Source organism: Pseudomonas sp. LAMO17WK12:I10 (genome assembly GCF_900215185.1).
Taxonomy (GTDB): domain Bacteria; phylum Pseudomonadota; class Gammaproteobacteria; order Pseudomonadales; family Pseudomonadaceae; genus Aquipseudomonas; species Aquipseudomonas chlororaphis.
The window spans coordinates 1-23,626 of record NZ_OBDX01000014.1; the positions used below are offsets into that span (position 1 = coordinate 1).

Genomic DNA, 23,626 nt, shown 5'->3' on the forward strand with positions numbered 1-23,626 from the left:
GTCCTTGATCTCCTGATCCAGTTGTTGAATCTGGCGATAGAGACGCATCAGCAAATGCTTGAAGCTCAATGGAACCGGGTGTTGCGGGTCGTCGAGCAACGTCGGCACACGGTGCAGCGCAGCGGCACCAGTAGGCAGGCTGATCCCGAACTCCAGCAGAAAGCCATGAATCTGATTGATCACCGCGGTGCGATGGCCAATCAAGGATTCGCGGACACGATGCAGAGCTGAAAGCGTTTGCTGCTCTGCGGTTTTGATCGAGCAGAAGCGCATCGCGGGGCGGCTCGCCGCCTCGCAAATCGCTTCGGCATCAATGAAGTCGTTTTTGTTGCCTTTGACGAACGGCTTGACGTACTGCGGGGCGATCAGCTTCACGTCGTGGCCCTGAACACCGATCTGTCGAGCCAGCCAGTGGGCACCACCGCATGACTCCATCACCACCGTGCAGGCGGGTAACTGGGCCAATGTGCTGAGCAACTGGCCACGGTTGGTTTTCTTGCGCAATACCTGATGACCTTGAGCATCCTGGTCATGCAGGTGGAAACTGTGTTTGCCAATATCGATACCGAGAAGCGTCATCGTGCTCATGAGAGATCCTCCGCCGAAAACGAGAAAAGCCCTGCAAGCGTAAACCTGCAGGGCTTCTCGGTCAGGCTGACCATCTCATTAAGCCCCGAACGTGTCGGGGCTTTTCACGGCAGGATTGCTCGTGCCGTTACTGGAACAGCGACTCGCTGGAGAGGCCGTTCTTCTCGAGGATCTCACGCAGACGCTTGAGACCTTCGACCTGGATCTGGCGTACCCGCTCTCGGGTAAGCCCGATCTCCAGGCCCACATCTTCCAGGGTGCTGCTCTCGTGACCGCGCAAGCCGAAGCGGCGAACCACCACTTCACGCTGCTTGTCGGTCAATTCGGAAAGCCACTGATCGATGCTTTGCGACAGGTCGTCATCCTGCAGCAGCTCGCACGGATCGGTAGGACGATCGTCGGTGAGGGTGTCCAGCAGGGTTTTATCCGAATCCGGACCCAGCGAGACGTCGACTGAAGAAACCCGCTCGTTCAAGCCCAGCATGCGCTTGACCTCACCTACCGGTTTCTCCAGCAGGTTGGCGATTTCTTCAGGGGAGGGTTCATGGTCGAGTTTCTGTGTCAGCTCCCGTGCTGCCCGCAGGTAGACGTTGAGCTCTTTGACCACATGAATCGGCAGCCGGATAGTCCGGGTCTGGTTCATGATTGCCCGTTCGATGGTTTGACGGATCCACCAGGTGGCATAGGTCGAGAAGCGGAAACCGCGCTCCGGATCGAACTTCTCCACCGCCCGGATCAGACCGAGGTTGCCCTCTTCGATCAGGTCCAGCAGCGAAAGCCCACGATTGACATAACGCCGGGCGATTTTCACCACCAGACGCAGGTTGCTTTCAATCATGCGCTTGCGCCCGGCCGGATCGCCACTTTGCGACAAACGCGCAAAATGAACTTCTTCTTCCGGAGAGAGCAATGGGGAAAAGCCGATTTCATTGAGATACAGCTGCGTCGCGTCGAGCGCTCGCGTGTAATCAATGTACTTGTGTTGTTTCAATGAAGCGGAGTGTTTGGATTTGGCACGAACTGAAGGTACAGCAGATCCCTCATTCGACATCGAATCAGTGGCGATATCCGTCTCCATAAGGAGAACTTCATCGTCGATGTCAAACTCCGGCACTTCTTTACTGAGAGCCATTGTTATAGTCCTTTGGTGAGTTCGACCTCAGGCTCAAGCGACGCCTTTATCCTTGGCAACGCTGGAACCTGTTCCCTCTACGTGACGGAACAGGCTTGGTAACGGATCAACGACGTGGCAGGAATTGCAGCGGATCTACAGGTTTACCTTGTCGGCGAATCTCAAAGTGCAGTTTCACCCGGTCTGTACCAGTTGATCCCATTTCGGCAATTGTCTGTCCGACTTTGACCTGCTGCCCCTCCCGAACCAACAGCCTACGGCTGTGGCCGTAAGCACTGACGTAGGTATCGCTGTGTTTGATGATGACGAGTTCGCCGTAGCCCCTTAAGCCACTCCCGGCGTAAACCACCGTCCCATCAGACGCAGCTAAAACAGGCTGTCCCAAATCCCCGGCGATATCAATGCCTTTATTCAAACTACCGTTTGAAGAGAATTTTCCAATCAGAATACCGTTCGCAGGCCAGCCCCAGCCCTTTGGCGCGGGGCCTGCAGGCGGTAATGGAGCCGGCGCGGGCTGGCTCGCAATCGTTGGCGCGGCCCCTGCCGGACGACGAATTACCGTGGTTTTACTTGAAGAAGATGCACTGGAAGCCGACTTTGTAACCACGGCTGTCGGGGCCGAACCCGAGCGGCCGTCGAAGCGGATGGTCTGCCCCGGGTGAATGGTGTACGGCTCGGCAATATTGTTGCGCGCGGCCAGGGCCTTGTAGTCCCAGCCATAACGGAAGGCGATGGAGAACAGGGTATCGCCGCGACGAACCGTGTATTGCCCCGTGGTCACCGTCGGACGCTGCGGTACCGCGCTGGTGCGATCGACGACCCGGGCGCTGCTCGACTTATTGCTCGAACAGCCGACCAACAGAGAACTCAAGACAAGGCCAATCACCAGTCGCTGAAAGCTTGTTGTACCCATACGCTGCGCAATGACTGTGAGACTCACCCGCCGCTCCCTTTGTGGTGGTTGAAGATAAATAGTGCCTGGCTCAGGCATGAAATGTCGCAAGTATAACCGGCCGCCCACGCTTTATTCCCGGCAAAGCGAAATCGGCAGGCATCAGCATATCGATCCGGGTTCAAGGTTACTTAACCGATTGATCAAGCTGTAAGACCAAGCCGATCAAACAGAATTCACCCGTTCCAAACAAATGCTCAGGCCAATGGCCCGTTGAGCAAGGGAACGAAGCGAACCGAGCCGAGAACCTGCCGTGAAAACCCCTGCTCCTCACGAATGACCAGCATCAGTTGCTGCACTTCGCCGGCACCGACTGGAATCACCATCCGGCCACCGGGCGCCAATTGGTCCAGCAGGGCCTGGGGGATGTCGGTGGCGACCGCCGTCACGATAATCCCGTTGTACGGCGCCAACGCCGGCCAGCCTTCCCAGCCGTCGCCCCAGCGGAATACCACGTTGCGCAGGTTCAGCTCGACCAGACGCTCCTTGGCCCGATCCTGCAACACCTTGATGCGCTCGACCGAGAACACCCGCTCCACCAATTGCGACAATACCGCCGTCTGGTAACCCGACCCGGTGCCGATCTCCAGCACCTTGTCCAACGGGCCAGCCGCCAGCAACAACTCGCTCATGCGCGCCACCATATAAGGCTGCGAGATCGTCTGGTTGTGCCCGATCGGCAGGGCCGTGTCTTCATAGGCGCGATGCGCCAGGGCCTCGTCGACGAACAGATGCCGCGGCGTACGCCGAATGACTTCCAGTACCTGGGCGTTGGACAGGCCTTCATCGTAAAGACGCTGGATCAGGCGTTCGCGGGTACGCTGGGAAGTCATCCCGATACCGCGACGCAACAAATCGTCCTGCTCGCGAGCCATCAGCGCAGCCCCTCCAGCCAGCCATCAAGACTTCTGAAAGCATCATTGAAGGTGCGATCGAGCTGCAACGGCGTGATCGACACATAGCCCTGCATGATGGCGTGGAAGTCCGTACCCGGTCCGCCGTCCTCGGCGTCCCCCGCCGCGGCGATCCAATAACCGGCCTTGCCGCGCGGGTCGACCGTCTTCATCGGCGCCGCCGCACGGGCGCGATGGCCCAGGCGAGTCAACTGAATGCCACGAATGTGATCGATGGGCAGATTGGGAATGTTCACGTTCAGCACGGTACGTGGTGGCAGATCCAGCTGCCCGTGGGCCTCGACCAGTTTGCGGGCGAAATAGGCAGCCGTCGGCAGGTTATCCACCTGACGCGAGACGAACGAAAAGGCAAACGCCGGCAGGTTCAGGAAACGCCCTTCCAGGGCTGCGGCGACGGTGCCGGAATACAGCACGTCGTCACCCAGGTTCGCCCCGAGGTTGATTCCGGACACGACCATGTCCGGATCGCGTTCCAGCAGCCCGTTGAGGCCCAGGTGCACGCAATCGGTGGGGGTGCCATTGATACTGATGAAACCGTTACTCAAGGTGTGCGGGTGCAACGGCCGGTCCAGCGTCAGCGAGCTGCTGGCGCCGCTTTTGTCCTGGTCCGGGGCGATCACCACGCACTCGGCGTAATCCGCCAGCGCAGCATGAAGCGCGGCGAGACCGGGTGCTGTTACACCATCGTCGTTAGAAATCAGAATACGCATGGGCTGTCCGTCTGCCCCACCGGCACCAGATCGACGAGTTCACGCACCAATACGGTGGCGAAGCATCCGGCCGGCAGGACGAATTCCAGTTGCAGAATGTCAGGCTCGGGATAATGCCACGTCAACCCGCCAATGGGCAGCCGCAGGATGCGACGTTCGTGGCTCATTCCGGCTTTAATCAACCAATCGCGCAGATCCGCTTCGTCGGCGGCCACCTGCTGCTCCAGCAGTTGGGTCGCCCCGGCGGTAGGCGATTCGCCTTCTCCCCACTGCGGGCCGGTCGGGTGCAAGTCGAGGATGGCCAGGCGCGGATCGCTGCATTCGGCTTCGCCGGCCGGGAAAAAACTGCGGCTGTCGGTGAAGGCCAGCAGGTCGCCGACCTGTGCCCGTTGCCAACTGCCATCGGCCACGCGCGCCGCCAGCACCCGGTTGAACAGATAGCTGCGCGCGGTGGAAAGCAGCCGCGAACGTACATTGCGCTGCTCCGGCAAGGCCTTGCGGGCGGCCCAATCGCGGGCATCGACCAGATTACCGCCGTTATGGCCAAAACGCTGGGCGCCGAAATAATTGGGGATGCCGTGTTTGGCGATCGATTGCAGGCGCTCTTCAATCCCCGCCTTGTCTGCCTTCAATTCGGTCAGGCGCAGGGTAAAGCCGTTGGCCGCATGGGCGCCGCGTTGCAGCTTGCGCTTGTGGCGGGTCAGCTTGAGGATCTTCAGCGTGTCGTTTTCAGCCGCCGACAGGTCTGGATCCGCCTTGCCGGGCAACTGCACACTGAACCACTGCCGGGTCAGCGCCTGGCGATCCTTCAAGCCGGCATAGCTGACGGTGCGCAACGGCACACCCGCGGCCTTGGCAATCCGCCGTGCCGCCTCTTCGGTGTTCAAGCCGCGCTTTTCCACCCACAACCACAGGTGTTCGCCTTCGCCGGTGAGGGGAATGTCCAGGACTTCGTCGACCTGAAAGTCTTCGGCGGTGGCCTTCAGTACCGCGCTACCCAGGGCTTCGCCATAGGCCCGCGGGCCCAACAGTTGCAGTTCGTTCATGCGCGCAGCAACAAGGCAACGGAATGCACGGCGATGCCTTCTTCGCGCCCGACGAAGCCGAGCTTTTCGGTGGTGGTGGCCTTGACGTTCACTTGATCCAACTCGACTTGCAGATCCGCGGCAATCAGCGCGCGCATCGTTTCAATGTGGGGAGCCATCTTCGGCGCCTGGGCCACGATGGTGTTATCGACGTTGCCGACCTTCCAGCCCTTGGCATGGATCAGTGCGACGACATGACGCAACAGCGCACGGCTGTCGGCGCCCTTGAACTGCGGATCGGTGTCCGGGAAATGTTTGCCGATGTCGCCCAGTGCGGCAGCACCCAGCAGGGCATCGCTCAGAGCATGCAACAGCACGTCGCCGTCGGAGTGGGCGAGCAGCCCGAAGCTGTGTGCAATACGCACGCCGCCCAGAGTGATGAAATCGCCTTCAGCGAAACGGTGCACATCGTAGCCGTGGCCAATACGCATAAAAAAACGCCCTGATTGAGTCAGGGCGTGATTCTACCTGCTTTGGCGGACATTAGCCGCTCAGAGCGCGCGCATGATGATGCAGGTGGTCGCCGATGAAGCTGGCGATGAAGAAATAGCTGTGGTCGTAGCCGGGTTGCAGGCGCAACGTCAGCGGATGACCGGCGGCTTTCGCCGCTTGTTGCAGCACTTCGGGCTTGAGCTGATTGGCCAGGAAATCGTCACGATCGCCCTGGTCCACCAGCAACGGCAGCTTTTCGCTGGCTTCCTGGATCAGCACACTGGCATCCCATTCGCGCCAACGGGAGCGCTCTTCGCCCAGGTAACGGGAAAAGGCTTTCTGCCCCCATGGGCAATCCATCGGGTTGCTGATCGGCGCGAAGGCCGACACCGACTGGTAGCGCCCCGGATTGCGCAACGCGCAGACCAGAGCACCGTGGCCGCCCATGGAGTGCCCGCTGATGCCGCGCTTGTCCGAGGCCGGGAAATGCGCCTCGACCAATGCCGGCAGCTCCTGCACTACATAGTCATGCATGCGGTAATGCTCGGCCCAGGGCTGCTGGGTGGCATTCAGATAGAACCCGGCCCCCAGGCCGAAGTCCCAGGCGCCATCCGGGTCGCCCGGCACGCCAGGGCCACGCGGGCTGGTATCCGGCGCGACAATGATCAACCCCAGCTCGGCGGCCAGACGCTGGGCACCGGCCTTTTGCATAAAGTTCTCGTCGGTGCAGGTCAGGCCGGACAACCAGTACAGCACCGGCAGCTTGCCGCCCTGCTCCGCCTGCGGCGGCAGGTACACGGCGAACACCATGTCGCAGCCCAGCACCTCGGAATGATGCTTGTAGCGTTTGTGCCAGCCGCCGAAGCTTTTCTGGCAGGACAGGTTTTCCAGACTCATGGGCATTTCAGCCGCAGGCTTCAAGCTTCAAGCTGCAAGTTGGCGGTGATCGCTCTTGCAGCTTCCGGCTTGCAGCTTGCCACTGCTCCTTAGAAATGAATGACGGTACGGATGCTCTTGCCTTCATGCATCAGGTCGAAGGCCTTGTTGATGTCCTCCAGCCCCATGGTGTGGGTGATGAAGGTATCCAACGGGATTTCGCCGCTCTGGGCCATTTCCACATAGCTTGGCAACTCGGAGCGGCCACGCACGCCACCGAACGCCGAACCGCGCCAGACGCGTCCGGTGACCAGCTGGAACGGACGGGTAGAGATTTCCTGGCCGGCACCGGCCACGCCGATGATCACCGACTCGCCCCAGCCCTTGTGGCAGCATTCCAATGCGGCACGCATCAGCTGCACGTTGCCGATGCACTCGAAGGAGAAGTCCACGCCGCCGTCGGTCATATCGACGATGACCTCCTGGATCGGCCGGTCGAAGTCTTTCGGGTTCACGCAATCGGTGGCGCCCAGCTGCTTGGCGATCTCGAACTTGGCCGGGTTGATGTCGATGGCGATGATCCGGCCAGCCTTGGCTTTCACGGCGCCGATCACCGCCGACAGGCCGATGCCGCCCAGGCCGAAGATCGCCACGGTGTCGCCAGCCTTGACCTTGGCGGTATTGATCACCGCGCCGATCCCGGTGGTGACGCCGCAACCCAGCAGGCAGACCTTTTCCAGAGGCGCTTCTTTAGGGATCTTGGCCACCGAGATTTCCGGCAACACGGTGTACTCGGAAAAGGTCGAGGTGCCCATATAGTGGAAAATCGGCTGGCCTTTATAGGAGAAACGGGTGGTGCCGTCCGGCATCAGGCCCTTGCCCTGGGTGGCGCGGATCGCCTGGCACAGGTTGGTCTTGCCCGACAGGCAGAATTTGCACTTGCCGCATTCCGGGGTGTACAGCGGGATCACGTGATCGCCCACGGCCACCGAGGTCACGCCCTCGCCGATGGCCTCGACCACGGCGCCGCCTTCGTGACCGAGGATCGACGGGAAGATACCTTCCGGATCGGCCCCGGACAGGGTGTAGGCGTCGGTGTGGCACACGCCGGAAGCGACGACCCGCAACAACACCTCGCCAGCCTTGGGCATGGCGACATCGACCTCAACGATCTCAAGGGGTTTCTTGGCCTCGAAGGCAACGGCAGCGCGCGACTTGATCATCCTGGGTCTCCAGCGAATAAAAACGAGACAGGGAGTGTAAAACAGCGCCTGACGATGAATAATCCGGACAAAAGCAAAACATTATTGCTGTACAGGGATAATCATCATGAACGAGAACCGCTGGGAAGGCATCGACGAATTCGTCGCCGTGGCCGAGTGCAGCCAGTTCACTGCCGCCGCGGAGCGCCTCGGGGTGTCGTCTTCCCATATCAGCCGGCAGATCGTCCGCCTGGAAGAACGGCTGCAGACCCGCCTGCTGTATCGCAGTACCCGCCGAGTGACCCTGACCGAGGCCGGGCAAACTTTCTTGCAGCATTGCCAGCGTCTGCAGGACGGGCGCGAAGAGGCGTTGCGCGCCGTCGGCGACCTGACCAGCGAGCCCAAGGGCATGCTGCGCATGACCTGCGCAGTGGCTTACGGCGAGCGGTTTATCATACCGCTGGTCACCAGTTTCATGGGCCTTTATCCGCAACTGCGGGTGGATATCGAACTGAGCAACCGGCCCCTGGATCTGGTGCACGAAGGCCTGGACCTGGCCATCCGCCTCGGTCGCCTGCAGGACTCACGACTGGTGGCGACCCGCCTGGCGCCACGCCGCATGTACCTCTGCGCCTCGCCGTCCTACCTGGAACGCTACGGCCGCCCCCACAGCCTGTCGGAGTTGAGTCGGCACAACTGCCTGATCGGCAGCTCGGACATCTGGCAACTGGAGCAGGACGGCCGCGAGTTCTCCCAGCGGGTGCAAGGCAACTGGCGCTGCAACAGCGGGCAGGCCGTGCTGGATGCAGCGCTACAGGGGGTTGGCCTCTGCCAGCTGCCGGATTATTACGTGCTGGAACATTTGCATCAGGGCACCCTGATTTCCCTGCTCGAGGCGCATCAGCCGCCGAATACCGCGGTATGGGCGCTGTATCCGCAACAACGGCATCTGTCGCCCAAGGTGCGCAAGCTGGTGGACTATCTCAAGGAGGGGTTGGCCAAACGGCCGGAGTACAAGGATTGATCCGTAGCCGCTGCGGCTAGCTACAGGAAACAGATTGCGCTCAGCGGCGATTGGCCCAACGCTGGCGCAGCCACTCCAGGTCTTCCGGACGGGTCACCTTGAGGTTGTCCGAACGCCCTTCGATCAGGCGTGGCGCCTGGCCGGCCCATTCCATCGCCGACGCTTCATCGGTAATCGCCACATCCGCCACCAGGCTGTCGGCCAAGGCGCGATGCAAGGCGCCAAGACGGAACATCTGCGGCGTATAGGCTTGCCAGATCAGGCTGCGGTCCACGGTTTCCAGCACCCGTCCGTGCTTGTCGATCCGCTTCAGGGTGTCACGGGCCGGCACCGCGAGCAGGCCGCCCACCGGGTCATCCGTCAGTTCGCTCAGCAACTTGTCCAGGTCATCACGGGACAGGTTCGGCCGTGCGGCATCGTGAACCAGCACCCAGTCTTCATCCGCAGCGCCCTGGGCATGCAGATAGAGCAAGGCATTGAGGACCGATCCGGAACGCTCCGCGCCGCCTTCGACCCGCTGGATCCTTGGGTCGTGGGCACAGGCCAGGGTCGGCCAGTAAGGATCGTCCAGCGCCAGGCTGACCACCAGCCCCTTCAGGCAAGGATGGTCGAGGAAACAGCCGAGGCTGTGTTCGAGAATAGTGCGCCCGCCCAGTTGCAAGTATTGCTTGGGACGGTCCGCGGCCATGCGGGCACCGACGCCCGCGGCAGGAATCACGGCCCAGAAGGCCGGCAGCGACTGGATCATTGGGCCAACTGGTAGAGGGTTTCGCCCTCCTTGACCATGCCCAGTTCATGACGAGCCCGCTCTTCCACGGTCTCCATGCCTTTCTTCAATTCCATGACTTCCGCGTCGAGTACGCGATTGCGCTCCAGCAGGCGCTCGTTTTCAGCGCGCTGGTCGGCAATTTGCTGAGTCAGGTCGGTTACCTGCGCCAAGCTGCCATTCCCCACCCAAAGGCGGTACTGCAGGCCAGCCAGCAGCAAGAGCAAGACGAGGAACAACCAATTGGGACTGCGCATCGAATATCGGGTATCCAGTGAAAAAAGACAGCCATGCCAACAACTTCGAACCTACTGACAGCACGAAGCCTGGAAGAACCAGGCTTGTGCTCTTAAGGCATCAGATTAGTGGCAAAAATCTCGTTGATGCGATTTTTCTGACCCAATCCGGTGTCTTTGTACCATCTACCGCTTAACCGCGAAACTCGCTGCGGCCGTTGTACTTGGCTTTGCCATTCAATTGCTCTTCGATACGCAGCAATTGGTTGTACTTGGACACGCGGTCGGAACGGCACAGCGAACCGGTCTTGATCTGGCCAGCCGAGGTGCCCACGGCCAAGTCAGCAATGGTCGAATCTTCGGTTTCGCCGGAACGGTGCGAAATCACTGCGGTGTAACCGGCAGCCTTGGCCATCTGGATGGCTTCCAGGGTTTCGGTCAGGGTGCCGATCTGGTTGAACTTGATCAGGATCGAGTTGGCGATCTTCTTGTCGATGCCTTCTTTCAGGATCTTGGTGTTGGTCACGAACAGGTCGTCGCCCACCAGCTGGGTCTTCTCGCCGATCTTGTCGGTGAGGATCTTCCAGCCAGCCCAGTCGGACTCGTCCAGACCGTCTTCGATGGAGATGATCGGGTAACGCTCGGTCAGGCCCTTGAGGTAGTCGGCGAAACCTTCAGCAGTGAACACCTGGCCTTCGCCGGACAGGTTGTACTTGCCATCTTCGAAGAACTCGCTGGCCGCGCAGTCCAGAGCCAGGGTCACGTCGGTGCCCAGCTTGTAACCGGCGTTGGCCACCGCTTCGGAGATCACTTTCAGGGCGTCTTCGTTGGAAGCCAGGTTCGGTGCAAAACCACCTTCGTCACCCACGGCAGTGCTCAGGCCACGGGCTTTCAGCACAGCTTTGAGGTGATGGAAAATCTCGGTGCCCATGCGCAGGCCTTCGGAGAAGGACTTGGCGCCAACCGGCTGCACCATGAATTCCTGGATGTCGACGTTGTTATCGGCGTGCTCGCCACCGTTGATGATGTTCATCATCGGCACCGGCATCGAGTACACGCCTGGAGTACCGTTCAGGTTGGCGATGTGCGCGTACAGCGGCAGGTCCTGGTCCTGTGCTGCTGCCTTGGCCGCGGCCAGGGAAACGGCGAGGATCGCGTTGGCGCCCAGGGTGGCCTTGTTGTCGGTACCGTCCAGCTTGATCATCGCCTGGTCGAGGGCTTTCTGGTCGCTTGGGTCTTTACCCAGCAGCAAGTCGCGGATCGGACCATTGATGTTGGCTACGGCCTTCAGTACGCCCTTGCCCAGGTAACGGCTCTTGTCGCCATCACGCAGCTCCAGCGCTTCACGCGAGCCGGTGGAGGCACCGGACGGCGCGCAGGCGCTGCCGATGATGCCGTTATCGAGAAGCACGTCCGCTTCGACGGTGGGGTTGCCACGGGAGTCGAGAACTTCACGACCTTTGATGTCGACGATTTTTGCCATTGTTGTAAACACTCCAAAGTTGACGAAAACGACGCAGCTGAAGGGAATCTCTTTACCGTCGGCAAGCAGGGAACAGGGGCAGACTTGCGGACGATAAGGCTCAGGCCCGCGGGCCTGAGCGATTAATCGTGCGGTACTTTACCGGAGAAATCGGGTTTACGCGGTCTCTACCGTCGGAAAACTCTTAACCAGTTCGTCCAGGGCCTTGAGCTGGGCCAGGAAAGGTTCGAGCTTGTCCAGGCGCAGGGCGCATGGACCGTCGCATTTGGCGTTGTCCGGGTCCGGGTGGGCTTCCAGGAACAGGCCGGCCAGGGACTGGCTCATGCCGGCCTTGGCCAGGTCGGTGACCTGGGCACGGCGACCGCCAGCCGAATCGGCACGACCGCCGGGCATTTGCAGCGCGTGGGTCACATCGAAGAACACCGGGTATTCGAACTGCTTCATGATGCCGAAGCCGAGCATGTCGACCACCAGGTTGTTGTAGCCGAAGCTCGAACCACGCTCGCAGAGGATCAACTGATCGTTACCCGCTTCCTCGCATTTGCTCAGGATGTGTTTCATTTCCTGGGGCGCGAGGAACTGGGCTTTCTTGATGTTGATCACCGCACCGGTCTTGGCCATTGCAACCACCAGGTCGGTCTGGCGCGACAGGAAGGCCGGCAGTTGAATGATGTCGCAGACCTCGGCGACGACCGCGGCCTGGTAGGGCTCGTGGACGTCGGTGATGATCGGCACGCCGAAGGCTTGCTTGATGTCCTGGAAGATGCGCATGCCCTCTTCCAGGCCAGGACCACGATAGGAGGTCACAGAAGACCGGTTGGCCTTGTCGAAACTGGCCTTGAACACGTAAGGGATACCGAGCTTCTCGGTGACCTTCACGTACTCTTCGCAGACCTGCATGGCCATGTCACGGCTTTCCAGCACGTTCATGCCGCCGAACAGCACCATGGGTTTGTCGTTGGCAATCTCGATGTCGCCGACGCGGATGATCTTCTGTGCCATCGGGGTTACGCCTTCTTCTGGTGTTGAGCCAAAGCCGCCTTGACGAAGCCACTGAACAGCGGATGGCCGTCACGTGGGGTCGAGGTGAACTCAGGGTGGAACTGGCAGGCGACGAACCATGGATGATCCTGCGCCTCGACCACTTCAACCAGCGCGCCATCGCCGGAACGACCGGAAATCTTCAGACCGGCGTCGATCAGCTGCGGCAGCAGGTTGTTGTTCACTTCGTAGCGATGACGGTGACGCTCGACGATCACGTCCTTGGCGTAGCAATCGTGCACCTTGGAGCCAGCTTCGAGCAGGCATTCCTGAGCGCCGAGACGCATGGTGCCGCCCAGGTCGGAGGCCTCGGTACGGGTTTCGACGGCGCCGGTGGCATCTGCCCACTCGGTGATCAGGCCGACGACCGGGTGACCACTGGCGCGATCGAACTCGGTGGAGTTGGCGTCTTTCCAGCCCATGACGTTACGAGCGAACTCGATCACGGCCACTTGCATGCCCAGGCAGATACCCAGATACGGCACTTTGTTTTCGCGAGCGTACTGGACGGCGGTGATCTTGCCTTCCACGCCACGCAGACCGAAGCCGCCTGGAACCAGGATCGCATCGACGCCTTCGAGCAGCGCGGTGCCCTGGTTCTCGATGTCTTCGGAATCGATATAACGCAGGTTGACCTTGGTACGGTTGGTGATGCCGGCGTGACTCATCGCTTCGATCAGCGACTTGTAGGCGTCCAGCAGCTCCATGTACTTGCCGACCATGGCGATGGTGACTTCGTGCTCGGGGTTGAGCTTGGCATCGACCACCTTTTCCCACTCGGACAGATCGGCACCGTTGCATTGCAGGCCGAAACGCTCGACGACGAAATCGTCCAGACCCTGCGCGTGCAGCACGGCCGGGATCTTGTAGATAGTGTCGACGTCTTCCAGGGAGATCACCGCGCGCTCTTCAACGTTGGTGAACAGCGCGATCTTGCGACGCGAGGACACATCCACCGGATGGTCGGAGCGGCAGATCAGCACGTCAGGCTGCAGGCCGATGGAGCGCAGCTCTTTTACCGAGTGCTGGGTTGGCTTGGTCTTGGTCTCGCCAGCGGTAGCGATGTACGGAACCAGGGTCAGGTGCATCAGCATCGCGCGCTTGGAACCGACTTCGACACGCAGCTGGCGGATGGCCTCGAGGAACGGTTGCGACTCGATGTCGCCCACGGTGCCGCCGATTTCTACCAGGGCCACGTCAGCATCGCCGGCGCCCTTGATGATGCGGCGCTTGATTTCGTCGGTGATGTGCGGAATCACCTGGATGGTGGCGCCCAGGTAATCACCACGGCGCTCTTTGCGCAGCACGTGCTCGTAGACACGACCGGTGGTGAAGTTGTTGTTCTGGGTCATGGTCGTGCGGATGAACCGCTCGTAGTGGCCCAGGTCCAGGTCGGTCTCGGCGCCGTCGTGGGTGACGAACACTTCACCGTGCTGGAACGGGCTCATGGTGCCCGGGTCAACGTTGATGTACGGGTCCAGCTTGAGCATGGTGACCTTAAGTCCCCGCGCCTCCAGGATGGCCGCCAATGAAGCCGAGGCAATGCCTTTCCCCAATGAAGAAACAACACCGCCCGTGACGAATATGTAGCGCGTCATGAAAAACCCTAGAAGTCTGCGTTAAAGCGGTCCGAGCCGCCGGGGAAAGCGAAGGAAGGCCGAAGCCCCCGATCACCTGCATTAATCACAGTGCACCTTTCAAAAAAACCGCCGCGTTGGGACAGACCGGAAGAGAAAACACCGGTACGTTGCTCGCTACACATTTTTTGGAATCGCCCAGCAAAGACTGCTTGGTAATCGGCAACTCCTGCAATTCAGGCGAATCCACAGAAGTTGTATCAAGAAGGGAGCGTAGTCTACCGGAAAGGGACTTTCAGCTCAAACCTTGATCGCTCGAAGGCGGCTGCCAATGCAATTGCCAACCTTCATGGGCATTTGCGTCAAGACCTGGCAGGTTCGCCACCGCGAGCAATTCTTCACCTCGATACAGCAGCGGCAATCTGCCACGGACGAAGGCTGGCAGACCTGCCTCGTTGAGCAGACGCTTGAGGTCGCGGTGGCCGCGTCCTGGCAGTTGCATCACCTCGCCCCCCTGACGGTAACGCACTTGCAAAGGCCCTTGCGGCGCACCACCGATGAGTTGCAGTTGACCATTACCCGGCAATGGCAGAGGCGCAGCGGTATCGACCCAACTCGGCGCCGGTAGCGGAGGTTGCAGCCAGCTATCCGACAACCACCAGACGCGCCCTGCCGCCCGCTGCAACTCGCCCTGCCCCAGCCGCCACACCGGACGGCTGTCGCCCGTGGCATCGCGCAGCGTCTGCCAGCCCGCCCAGTGATCGCTGTCCGGCAGCGGCGTGAAGCGGCTCAGCCAGTGACTCAAGGCATTGCGCTGGCGTGCCTGCGACAAGCCGAGCAAAGGCGCCAGCGCCAGGGACGGCAACCCCAGCCACTCGAACTCAACGCCCTTGACCGCCTCTTGCAGGTCAATGGAGGCCAGCTCATCCAGCAACTCCCGTGCCTCGCGCAAATGCGCCGCGCTGCGCGCCATGCTGCTGGCCGCTTGTGGCCAGCGGGCGGTCAGCAACGGGAATACCTGATGGCGCAGGTAATTGCGGGAGAACTGCCGGTCCTGGTTGGAGGGGTCGTCGATCCAGTACAACTGGTGATCCCGAGCGTAGCGCTCCAGTTCGTCGCGGGAGACGTCGAGCAAAGGCCGCAGCAAATGCCCCTGCCCCAACGCACGCGATGCCGGCATGGCCGACAGCCCCCTGACTCCGGCTCCACGCAGCAGACGGAACAGCAGGGTTTCCGCCTGATCGTCGCGGTGCTGGGCCGTCAGCAGCAACTCATTGCTGCCGGTTATCTCTTCGAACACGGCATAACGCGCTTCTCGCGCCGCGCGCTCGAGACTGGCTCCTGGTTGCACCTGCACCGCCACTACCTGCAACGGCACAGCCAAAGCCTCGCACTGGGCCCGGCAATGCTCCGGCCAGGCGTCAGCCGCAGCCTGGAGGCCGTGATGCACGTGTATGGCGGTCAAAGGGGGAAGCCTGTGTCGTTGCCCGAGTTGGGCCAGCAGGTGCAGCAGGACGGTGGAATCGAGGCCACCAGAGAATGCGATGCGCCAGGCCGATCGATCCAGCCAGGGCAGGAGGCGTTGCAGCAGTTTTTGCGTGAGGGCTGTATCGAATGGGCTCATGAATGGAGCGGATCCTGAGTAGAGACCGAGCGTGCTCGCAGTGCCTGAAAAGCCTCGACCTGAATGGCCGAGGCGCCCATTTCGCGAGCAAGCCCGCCCCTACAAGGAGCGTCGATCTATCAGAGACCGTAGCTCATCAGGCGATCGTAACGACGGGCCAACAGGGTGTCGTTATCCATCTTCTTGAGCATCGCCAGCTGGGAAGTCAGCTCGGCGCGGATCAGCGCGGCAGCAGCGGCCGGGTCACGGTGCGCGCCACCCAGTGGCTCGCCAATGACCTTGTCGACAATGCCCAGGCCTTTCAGGCGCTCGGCAGTGATGCCCATGGCTTCGGCGGCATCCGGGGCTTTCTCGGCGGTTTTCCACAGGATCGAGGCGCAGCCTTCCGGCGAAATTACCGCGTAAGTGGAGTACTGCAGCATATTCAGCTGATCGCAGACACCAATGGCCAGCGCACCGCCAGAACCACCTTCACCGATCACAGTGGCGATGATCGGGGTTTTCAGGCGCGCCATGACCCGCAGGTTCCAGGCAATAGCCTCGCTCTGGTTACGCTCTTCGGCGTCGATGCCCGGGTAGGCGCCCGGGGTGTCGATAAAGGTCAGGATCGGCATCTTGAAGCGCTCGGCCATTTCCATCAGGCGGCAGGCCTTGCGATAGCCTTCAGGACGCGGCATCCCGAAGTTGCGGCGGACCTTCTCGCGCACTTCACGGCCTTTCTGGTGACCGATGATCATGACCGGCTGGTCGTCCAGGCGGGCAACGCCGCCGACGATCGCGGCGTCGTCGGAGAAGTGACGATCGCCATGCAGTTCGTCGAACTCGGTGAAGATGTGCTCGATGTAGTCCAGGGTATACGGACGACGCGGATGACGCGCCAGGCGTGCGATCTGCCAGCTGGTCAGCTTGCCGAAGATGTCCTCGGTCAGGGTGCTGCTCTTGTCTTGCAGGCGGGAGATCTCATCGCCGATATTCAGCGAATTGTCATTACCGACCAAGCGCAACTCTTCGATCTTGGCTTGCAGGTCGGCGATCGGCTGTTCGAAATCAAGAAAATTCGGGTTCATAGGCGTCCGTCTTGGGTCGACGTCCAAGAGAGCTTGGGCCGGCCGGTTGTCTATTCGCGCCCTACCTTAAGGGAGAGGCGCGTTCAGGTCGAGATTAAAAGTTCGGGTCGAGATCGGCGCACTTTTATGGCGCCAGACCGTCAACGGTATTGGAGGAAGACGTTGTCTCGCCCGAACTGGTCACGCAGGGCTTGAATCAAGGCATCCGCCGGATCGATCCGCCAGGCTTCGCCGAACTGCAGCAAGGCCTTGGCGTCCTCCTTGGTGTACTCCATGGAGATCGGGCAAGCGCCGCGATGGCGTTTGCACAACTCCCCCAGCCAGCGTAGCTGATCGCCCTTGAGGGCTTCGGTGTGCACCTTCAGGCGCAGGCTTTCCGCCAAATTGGTGCGCGCATCTTCCATGCTCATCACCCGCTTGACCCGCAGGCGCAGGCCGCCGGAGAAGTCGTCGTTGCTGACTTCGCCCTCGACCACCACCATTGCGTCGGTCTGCAGCAGGGACTGGGCCGAATGGAAAGCCTCAGCGAACAGCGAAGCCTCGATCCGCCCCGAACGATCGTCAAGGGTAATGAACCCCATCTTGTCGCCCTTTTTGTTCTTCATGACTCGCAGGGCAATGATCATGCCCGCGACGGTCTGGGTATCGCGCGCCGGCTTCAGGTCGACAATGCGCTGGCGGGCGAAACGGCGGATCTCACCTTCGTATTCGTCGATCGGGTGCCCGGTCAGGTACAGGCCGAGGGTATCTTTCTCCCCTTTCAGGCGCTCCTTGAGGGTCAGCTCCTTGGCCTTGCGATGATTGGCGTAGACATCCGCATCTTCTTCGACGAAGACCCCGCCGAACAGGTCGGCGTGGCCACTGTCGGCGGTTCGCGCTGTCTGCTCGGCCGCCTTGACCGCTTCCTCCAGGGCCGACAACAGCACCGCGCGGTTGCGGTCGATGTTGGCCTGGTAGGCCTTGATTTCGTCGTGGAAGTAGGGTCCCAGGCGGTCCAGGGCACCGCTGCGGATCAATGCATCGAGGGTACGTTTGTTGATGCGCTTGAGGTCGACCCGGCTACAGAAGTCGAACAGGTCCTTGAACGGGCCACCTTCGGCACGGGCCTCGACGATCGCCTCCACCGGCCCCTCGCCCACGCCCTTGATCGCTCCCAGGCCATAGACGATGCGGCCGTCATTATTAACGGTGAACTTGAAGTCGGAACTGTTCACATCCGGAGCATCGAGGCGCAGCTTCATGCTGCGCACTTCTTCGATCAGCACCACCACCTTGTCGGTGTTGTGCATATCCGCGGACAGTACCGCGGCCATGAAAGGCGCCGGGTGATGCGTCTTGAGCCATGCAGTCTGGTAGGACACCAGGCCGTAGGCGGCTGAGTGGGACTTGTTGAAACCGTAGCCGGCGAACTTTTCCACCAGGTCGAAGATGTTGCCCGCCAGGTCGGCATCGATACCGTTGTTGGCGCAACCTTCGATGAAGCCGCCGCGTTGCTTGGCCATCTCCTCGGGTTTCTTCTTACCCATGGCACGACGCAGCATGTCGGCCCCGCCAAGGGTGTAGCCAGCCATCACCTGGGCAATCTGCATCACCTGTTCCTGATACAGGATGATGCCGTAGGTCGGCGCCAGTACCGGCCGCAGGCCCTCGTACTGGTAGTCCGGATGTGGATAGGCCAGTTCGGCGCGACCGTGCTTACGGTTGATGAAGTCGTCCACCATGCCCGATTGCAACGGACCAGGACGGAACAGCGCTACCAGTGCGATCAGGTCTTCCAGACAGTCGGGCTTGAGCTTTTTGATCAGCTCTTTCATGCCTCGGGATTCGAGCTGGAACACCGCAGTGGTCTCGGCCTTCTGCAGCAGCTCGTAAGTCTTCTTGTCGTCCAGCGGGATGAAGTCAATGTTGACGTCGGGCAGGTTCTTTTTCGCCTGCTCGCGGTTGATGGTCTCCATCGCCCACTTGATGATGGTCAGGGTCCGCAGGCCGAGGAAGTCGAACTTCACCAGGCCGGCGGCCTCGACGTCGTCCTTGTCGAACTGGGTCACCAGGCCGTCGCCGGCTTCGTCGCAGTAGATCGGCGAGAAGTCGGTCAGCTTGGTCGGGGCGATAACCACGCCACCGGCGTGCTTGCCGACGTTACGCACCACGCCCTCAAGCTTGCGCGCCATCTCCCAGATTTCCGCCGCTTCTTCATCGACCTTGATGAAGTCGCGCAGGATTTCTTCCTGCTCGTAGGCTTTTTCCAGGGTCATGCCAACTTCGAAGGGAATCATCTTCGACAAACGGTCAGCCAGGCCGTAAGACTTGCCCTGCACCCGCGCCACGTCACGTACCACCGCCTTGGCGGCCATGGAACCGAAGGTGATGATCTGGCTTACCGCGTTACGGCCATACTTCTCGGCCACGTAGTCGATGACCCGGTCACGACCGTCCATGCAGAAGTCGACGTCGAAGTCGGGCATGGAGACCCGTTCCGGGTTGAGGAAACGTTCGAACAGCAGGTCGTAGGCCAGCGGGTCAAGGTCGGTGATCTTCTGCACGTAGGCCACCAGGGAGCCGGCACCCGACCCCCGGCCCGGCCCCACCGGCACACCGTTGCTCTTGGCCCACTGGATAAAGTCCATAACGATCAGGAAGTAACCGGGGAACCCCATCTGGATGATGATATCCAGCTCGAAATTCAGCCGGTCGACATACACCTGGCGCTTGGCTTCATAGTCTTGGGTGGTGTCCTTGGGCAGCAGCACGCTGAGGCGCTCTTCCAGCCCGTCGAACGACACCTTGCGGAAATACTCATCGATGGTCATGCCATCGGGAATCGGATAGTCAGGCAAGAAGTGCTTGCCTAGCTTCACTTCGATATTGCAGCGCTTGGCGATCTCGACCGTGTTTTCCAGGGCCTCGGGCAGGTCGCTGAACAGCTCGGCCATTTCCTCGGCGCTTTTCAGGTACTGCTGGTCGCTGTAGTTCTTCGAGCGACGCGGGTCGTCGAGGGCGCGGCCCTCACCGATGCAGACCCGGGTTTCATGGGCCTCGAAGTCTTCGCGCTTGATGAACCGCACATCGTTGGTCGCCACCAGCGGCGCGCCGATCTTGTCCGCCAGGGCCACCGCAGCGTGCAATTGCTCTTCGTCGTTGGGACGGTTGGTACGCTGCACTTCCAGATAGAAACGGTCCGGGAACACCGCCATCCACTCGCGAGCCAGGGTTTCCGCTTCTTGCAGGTCGCCAGCGAGCAGGGCAATACCGATCTCGCCCTCTTTCGCGGCCGAGAGCATGATCAGGCCTTCGGCGGCCTCGGCCACCCACTCGCGCTCGATGATGATCTGGCCATTACGCTGGCCATCGATGAAGCCGCGGGAAATCAGCTCGGTCAGGTTGCGATAGCCCACGGCATTCATCACCAGCAGGCTGATGCGGCTCAGTGGATTCTCGGGATCCTTGTTCGACAGCCACAAGTCGGCGCCACAGATCGGCTTGATCCCGGTGCCCATGGCCGCCTTGTAGAACTTGACCAGGGAACACATGTTGTTCTGGTCGGTAACCGCCACGGCGGGCATGCCCATGCCGGCCAACGTCTTGACCAGCGGTTTGATCCGCACCAGACCGTCAACCAGGGAATATTCAGTGTGCAGGCGTAGATGAACGAATGAAGCCGGCATAGTGATCCTGTAAGAAAGCGCGAAAACAACAAGGCCCGGAAATCCGGCGATTTAAAGGGGTCGAGCTCGGTAATACTGCGTTGAACAGCGGCTCAAAATGCTCATTGACTAACGTCAACTGCGCTTTATCGCCACCGTTCGCCTTGTCTTACCTTCGCTCTTCACCCTCTAAAACAGCCGGATTGTACCGGGCCTTCGCTAAAACATCAGCCTCAGGACTGAATCTCGCCCACGTTCTCACGGGCTTCGTAGGCTTGGCGTACCGGCGCGAACGAGCGCCGGTGAATCGGCGTCGGCCCTAGGCGGGCCAGCGCTTCCAGATGAACGGGCGTCGGATAGCCCTTGTGTCCGCCGATGCCATAACCGGGGTAGATCAACTCGAACGCCGCCATCTCGCGATCCCGGCTGACCTTGGCCAGAATCGACGCCGCGGCGATCGCAGGCACCTTGCCATCACCCTGGACCACGGCTTCGGCAGGCATCGACAGCTTCGGGCAACGATTACCGTCGATCATCGCCAGTTTCGGGGTCACGCTCAGCCCTTCTACCGCGCGCTGCATGGCCAGCATGGTGGCATGCAGGATATTCAACTCGTCGATTTCCTCGACTTCGGCGCGGGCAATGCACCAGCTCAGGGCTTTTTCACAAATCTCGTCGTAGAGCTTTTCACGACGGGCCTCGGTGAGCTTCTTAGAATCGTTCAGGCCGAGAATCGGCCGGCTTGGATCAAGGATGACCGCAGCCGTGACCACCGCGCCGCACAAGGGGCCGCGCCCTACTTCGTCGACACCGGCCACCAGGTCTTCAGCATCGGCTACCAGCGAGAAATCCAGTCCCATCTGCATCTTTTCGTTACTCATGCCGGTTTGCCAATCAGGTTCAACACCGCGTCAGCCGCCTGGTTGGAGGCATCCCGGCGCAGGGTACGATGGATCTCGTCAAACCCGCGGGTCTGCTCCTGGCCGTCTTCGATCAAGGGCGACAGGGTCTGGGCCAGGGCCTCTGCAGTGGCATCGTCCTGCAGCAGCTCGGGAACCAGCAGGCGTTGGGCCAGCAGGTTCGGCAGGGAAATATAAGGGCTCTTGACCATGCGCTTGAGAATCCAGAAGGTCAGCGGCGCCAGGCGATAGGCAACGACCATCGGGCGCTTGTACAGCAGCGCCTCAAGGGTCGCGGTGCCGGAGGCGATCAATACCGCGTCGCAAGCTGCCAGCGCCTGATGCGACTGACCGTTGAGCAGGGTCAGCGGCAGGTCGCGACCGGCCAGCAGCTCCTCCAACTGAGTGCGTCGCTCGGGGCTCGCGCAGGGCATGACGAAACGCACCCCTGGACGCAAGGCGCGCAGGCGCTGTGCCGCGTCGAGGAACAATGCTCCCAGGCGCCCGACTTCACCGCCACGGCTGCCCGGCATCAGGGCCACCAGCGGGCCATCGGGCAGGCCCAGCTCACTGCGAGCCGCGGCCCGATCGGCCTCCAATGGAATGGCATCAGCCAGGGAGTGCCCGACGAACCGCACCGGCACACCCTTCTCTTCATAGAATTTGGCTTCGAACGGGAACAGCGTCAGCATCAGGTCGCAACCTTCGCGAATCTTCAGCACGCGCTTTTGCCGCCACGCCCAGACCGAAGGGCTGACGTAGTGCACGGTCTTGATACCGGCCTGACGCAACTTGAGTTCGATGTTGAGGTTGAAGTCGGGGGCATCGATACCGATAAACACGTCCGGCTTCTCGGCGATCAGGGTCTGAACCAGTTTCTTGCGCCGGGCCAGCAGTTCGCGCAAGCGTCCCAGGACTTCCACCAGCCCCATGACCGCCAGGCGCTCCATCGGGAAGTAAGAGGTCAGCCCTTCGGCCTGCATCAGCGGGCCTCCGATACCGATGAACTCAACGGCGGGATGCTGGACCTTGAGCGCGCGCATCAAACCGGCGCCAAGAATGTCGCCGGAAGCTTCGCCAGCCACCAGCGCAATACGCAGTTTGCTCATGATTAACGGGTGATGCCGCGGGTCGAAGACTGGATCGAGTCGCGAAATACTGCGACTTCGGGAAACTGTGCAGCAGCTTCAGCCAACTCGACGAGCGCCTGATCGACGGTCAAGCCTTGGCGATACACCACTTTATAGGCTCGACGCAGGGCGTGAATCGCGTCTTCGCTGAAACCACGACGACGCATGCCCTCGAAGTTCATGCTGCGTGCCTCGGCCGGGTTGCCAAACACTGTGACAAAGGCCGGAACATCCTTGCCGATCGCCGTACCCATGCCGGAAAAGCTGTGGGCGCCGATATGGCAGTACTGGTGAACCAGGGTGAAACCGGACAGGATCGCCCAGTCGTCCACATGCACATGGCCGGCCAACGCCGTGTTGTTGACCAGGATGCAATGGTTGCCGATCACGCTGTCGTGACCGATATGGGCGTACGCCATGACCAGATTGTGATCGCCGAGAGTAGTCTCGGAACGATCCTGGACAGTGCCGCGATGAATGGTCACGCCTTCACGAATGACGTTGTGGTCACCAATCACCAGGCGGGTTTCCTCGCCTTTGTACTTCAGATCGGGAGTGTCTTCGCCTACCGAGGAGAACTGGTAGATACGATTGTGCTTACCGATCCGGGTCGGGCCTTTGAGAACCACATGAGGCCCGATCACCGTACCCTCGCCGATTTCCACACCGGCGCCAACGATCGACCACGGGCCAACCTCAACGTCGTCGGCCAGAATGGCCGTCGGATCGATGATTGCGCGAGGGTCAATCAAACTCATAGTTTGCGTTCCGCACAGATGATTTCAGCGGAGCAGACTGGCTTGCCGTCGACCGAAGCCTGGCATTCGAATTTCCAGATCTGGCGCTTGCAGCTGATGAACTTGGCTTCCAGGATCAACTGGTCACCCGGCAGCACCGGCTGGCGGAAGCGCAGCTTGTCGGAACCGACGAAGTAATACAGGGTGCCATCGGCCGGCTTCACGTCCAGCATCTTGAAACCAAGAATGCCCGCAGCCTGAGCCATGGCTTCGATGATCAGCACGCCCGGCATGATTGGATGCGCGGGGAAGTGACCATTGAAGAAAGGTTCGTTGATGCTGACATTCTTGTAGGCACGAATGCACTTGCCCTCAACATCCAGGTCCACTACCCGGTCCACCAACAGGAACGGGTAACGGTGAGGCAGGTATTCGCGAATCTCGTTGATGTCCATCATTTCGGGGGGAAGCCTGTAGTAAAGATTGGGAGCGTGCGACTAACGCACA

22 protein-coding genes are annotated in these 23,626 nt (G+C 60.8%); 1 reads left to right on the top strand and 21 read right to left on the bottom strand.

Annotation, left to right across the window (positions count from 1 at the left end):
* The 9 genes from CRO75_RS16330 to CRO75_RS16370 form a co-directional block, all read right to left on the bottom strand.
* Positions 1-588: IS110 family transposase (locus CRO75_RS16330; protein ID WP_143503940.1), on the bottom strand; the 588-nt coding region annotated here is incomplete at its 3' end.
* A gap of 127 nt (positions 589-715) precedes the next feature.
* Positions 716-1,720: an RNA polymerase sigma factor RpoS gene (rpoS, locus tag CRO75_RS16335; protein WP_007924026.1), complete on the bottom strand. Its 1,005-nt coding sequence runs from the start codon at positions 1,718-1,720 to the stop codon at positions 716-718.
* A 106-nt stretch (positions 1,721-1,826) separates the two neighbouring features.
* Positions 1,827-2,660, bottom strand: a complete 834-nt coding sequence (locus tag CRO75_RS16340; RefSeq protein WP_007924027.1) for a peptidoglycan DD-metalloendopeptidase family protein — start codon at positions 2,658-2,660, stop codon at positions 1,827-1,829.
* Positions 2,661-2,869: 209 nt separating this feature from the next.
* A complete protein-coding gene (locus CRO75_RS16345) occupies positions 2,870-3,505 on the bottom strand; it encodes a protein-L-isoaspartate(D-aspartate) O-methyltransferase (RefSeq protein WP_172963011.1) in 636 nt (211 codons plus the stop codon).
* 41 nt (positions 3,506-3,546) lie between these two features.
* The gene (gene surE, locus CRO75_RS16350; protein WP_009042402.1) at positions 3,547-4,296 is read right to left on the bottom strand and encodes a 5'/3'-nucleotidase SurE; all 750 of its coding nucleotides are present in this window, start codon (positions 4,294-4,296) and stop codon (positions 3,547-3,549) included.
* Positions 4,284-5,342 (bottom strand): tRNA pseudouridine(13) synthase TruD, encoded by a 1,059-nt coding sequence (gene truD / locus CRO75_RS16355; RefSeq protein WP_062823529.1) that lies wholly within the window; start codon positions 5,340-5,342, stop codon positions 4,284-4,286. Before truD ends, surE begins: the two co-directional genes overlap by 13 nt.
* A complete protein-coding gene (ispF, locus tag CRO75_RS16360) occupies positions 5,339-5,812 on the bottom strand; it encodes a 2-C-methyl-D-erythritol 2,4-cyclodiphosphate synthase (protein ID WP_007924033.1) in 474 nt (157 codons plus the stop codon). Before ispF ends, truD begins: the two co-directional genes overlap by 4 nt.
* A gap of 52 nt (positions 5,813-5,864) precedes the next feature.
* A complete protein-coding gene (fghA, locus tag CRO75_RS16365) occupies positions 5,865-6,716 on the bottom strand; it encodes an S-formylglutathione hydrolase (protein WP_177409756.1) in 852 nt (283 codons plus the stop codon).
* Between the two features lie 83 nt (positions 6,717-6,799).
* Positions 6,800-7,912, bottom strand: a complete 1,113-nt coding sequence (locus CRO75_RS16370) for an S-(hydroxymethyl)glutathione dehydrogenase/class III alcohol dehydrogenase (RefSeq protein ID WP_007924035.1) — start codon at positions 7,910-7,912, stop codon at positions 6,800-6,802.
* A gap of 106 nt (positions 7,913-8,018) precedes the next feature.
* On the opposite strand from CRO75_RS16370, the gene CRO75_RS16375 reads away from it, so the two are divergent.
* Positions 8,019-8,915: a LysR substrate-binding domain-containing protein gene (locus CRO75_RS16375; protein WP_097136829.1), complete on the top strand. Its 897-nt coding sequence runs from the start codon at positions 8,019-8,021 to the stop codon at positions 8,913-8,915.
* Positions 8,916-8,955: 40 nt separating this feature from the next.
* Here the strand turns inward: CRO75_RS16375 and ispD are convergent, their stop codons facing one another.
* The 12 genes from ispD to fabZ form a co-directional block, all read right to left on the bottom strand.
* Complete coding sequence (ispD, locus tag CRO75_RS16380) at positions 8,956-9,663, bottom strand: 2-C-methyl-D-erythritol 4-phosphate cytidylyltransferase (protein WP_097136831.1); 708 nt, start codon at positions 9,661-9,663, stop codon at positions 8,956-8,958.
* Positions 9,660-9,938: a cell division protein FtsB gene (gene ftsB, locus CRO75_RS16385; RefSeq protein WP_007924039.1), complete on the bottom strand. Its 279-nt coding sequence runs from the start codon at positions 9,936-9,938 to the stop codon at positions 9,660-9,662. Before ftsB ends, ispD begins: the two co-directional genes overlap by 4 nt.
* Before the next feature lie 172 nt (positions 9,939-10,110).
* Complete coding sequence (gene eno, locus CRO75_RS16390; RefSeq protein WP_009042397.1) at positions 10,111-11,400, bottom strand: phosphopyruvate hydratase; 1,290 nt, start codon at positions 11,398-11,400, stop codon at positions 10,111-10,113.
* Positions 11,401-11,556: 156 nt separating this feature from the next.
* Positions 11,557-12,402, bottom strand: coding sequence for a 3-deoxy-8-phosphooctulonate synthase (kdsA, locus tag CRO75_RS16395; protein ID WP_009047224.1), 846 nt, complete (start codon positions 12,400-12,402; stop codon positions 11,557-11,559).
* 5 nt (positions 12,403-12,407) lie between these two features.
* Positions 12,408-14,039 carry a CTP synthase gene (locus tag CRO75_RS16400; RefSeq protein ID WP_007924045.1) on the bottom strand — a complete coding sequence of 544 codons (1,632 nt, stop codon included), beginning with the start codon at positions 14,037-14,039 and terminating at the stop codon, positions 12,408-12,410.
* Positions 14,040-14,313: 274 nt separating this feature from the next.
* A complete protein-coding gene (gene tilS / locus CRO75_RS16405; RefSeq protein ID WP_097136833.1) occupies positions 14,314-15,642 on the bottom strand; it encodes a tRNA lysidine(34) synthetase TilS in 1,329 nt (442 codons plus the stop codon).
* A gap of 119 nt (positions 15,643-15,761) precedes the next feature.
* Positions 15,762-16,709, bottom strand: a complete 948-nt coding sequence (locus CRO75_RS16410; RefSeq protein WP_053277647.1) for an acetyl-CoA carboxylase carboxyltransferase subunit alpha — start codon at positions 16,707-16,709, stop codon at positions 15,762-15,764.
* 140 nt (positions 16,710-16,849) lie between these two features.
* Positions 16,850-20,374: a DNA polymerase III subunit alpha gene (dnaE, locus tag CRO75_RS16415; protein WP_097136835.1), complete on the bottom strand. Its 3,525-nt coding sequence runs from the start codon at positions 20,372-20,374 to the stop codon at positions 16,850-16,852.
* Between the two features lie 212 nt (positions 20,375-20,586).
* Positions 20,587-21,219 (bottom strand): ribonuclease HII, encoded by a 633-nt coding sequence (rnhB, locus tag CRO75_RS16420; protein ID WP_097136837.1) that lies wholly within the window; start codon positions 21,217-21,219, stop codon positions 20,587-20,589.
* Positions 21,220-21,230: 11 nt separating this feature from the next.
* Positions 21,231-22,364 (bottom strand): lipid-A-disaccharide synthase, encoded by a 1,134-nt coding sequence (lpxB, locus tag CRO75_RS16425; protein WP_177409758.1) that lies wholly within the window; start codon positions 22,362-22,364, stop codon positions 21,231-21,233.
* Complete coding sequence (gene lpxA, locus CRO75_RS16430; RefSeq protein ID WP_007924057.1) at positions 22,364-23,140, bottom strand: acyl-ACP--UDP-N-acetylglucosamine O-acyltransferase; 777 nt, start codon at positions 23,138-23,140, stop codon at positions 22,364-22,366. The genes lpxB and lpxA overlap by 1 nt, the downstream gene beginning before the upstream one ends.
* A complete protein-coding gene (gene fabZ / locus CRO75_RS16435) occupies positions 23,137-23,577 on the bottom strand; it encodes a 3-hydroxyacyl-ACP dehydratase FabZ (protein WP_007924058.1) in 441 nt (146 codons plus the stop codon). Before fabZ ends, lpxA begins: the two co-directional genes overlap by 4 nt.
* Between the last annotated feature and the right edge of the window lie 49 nt (positions 23,578-23,626).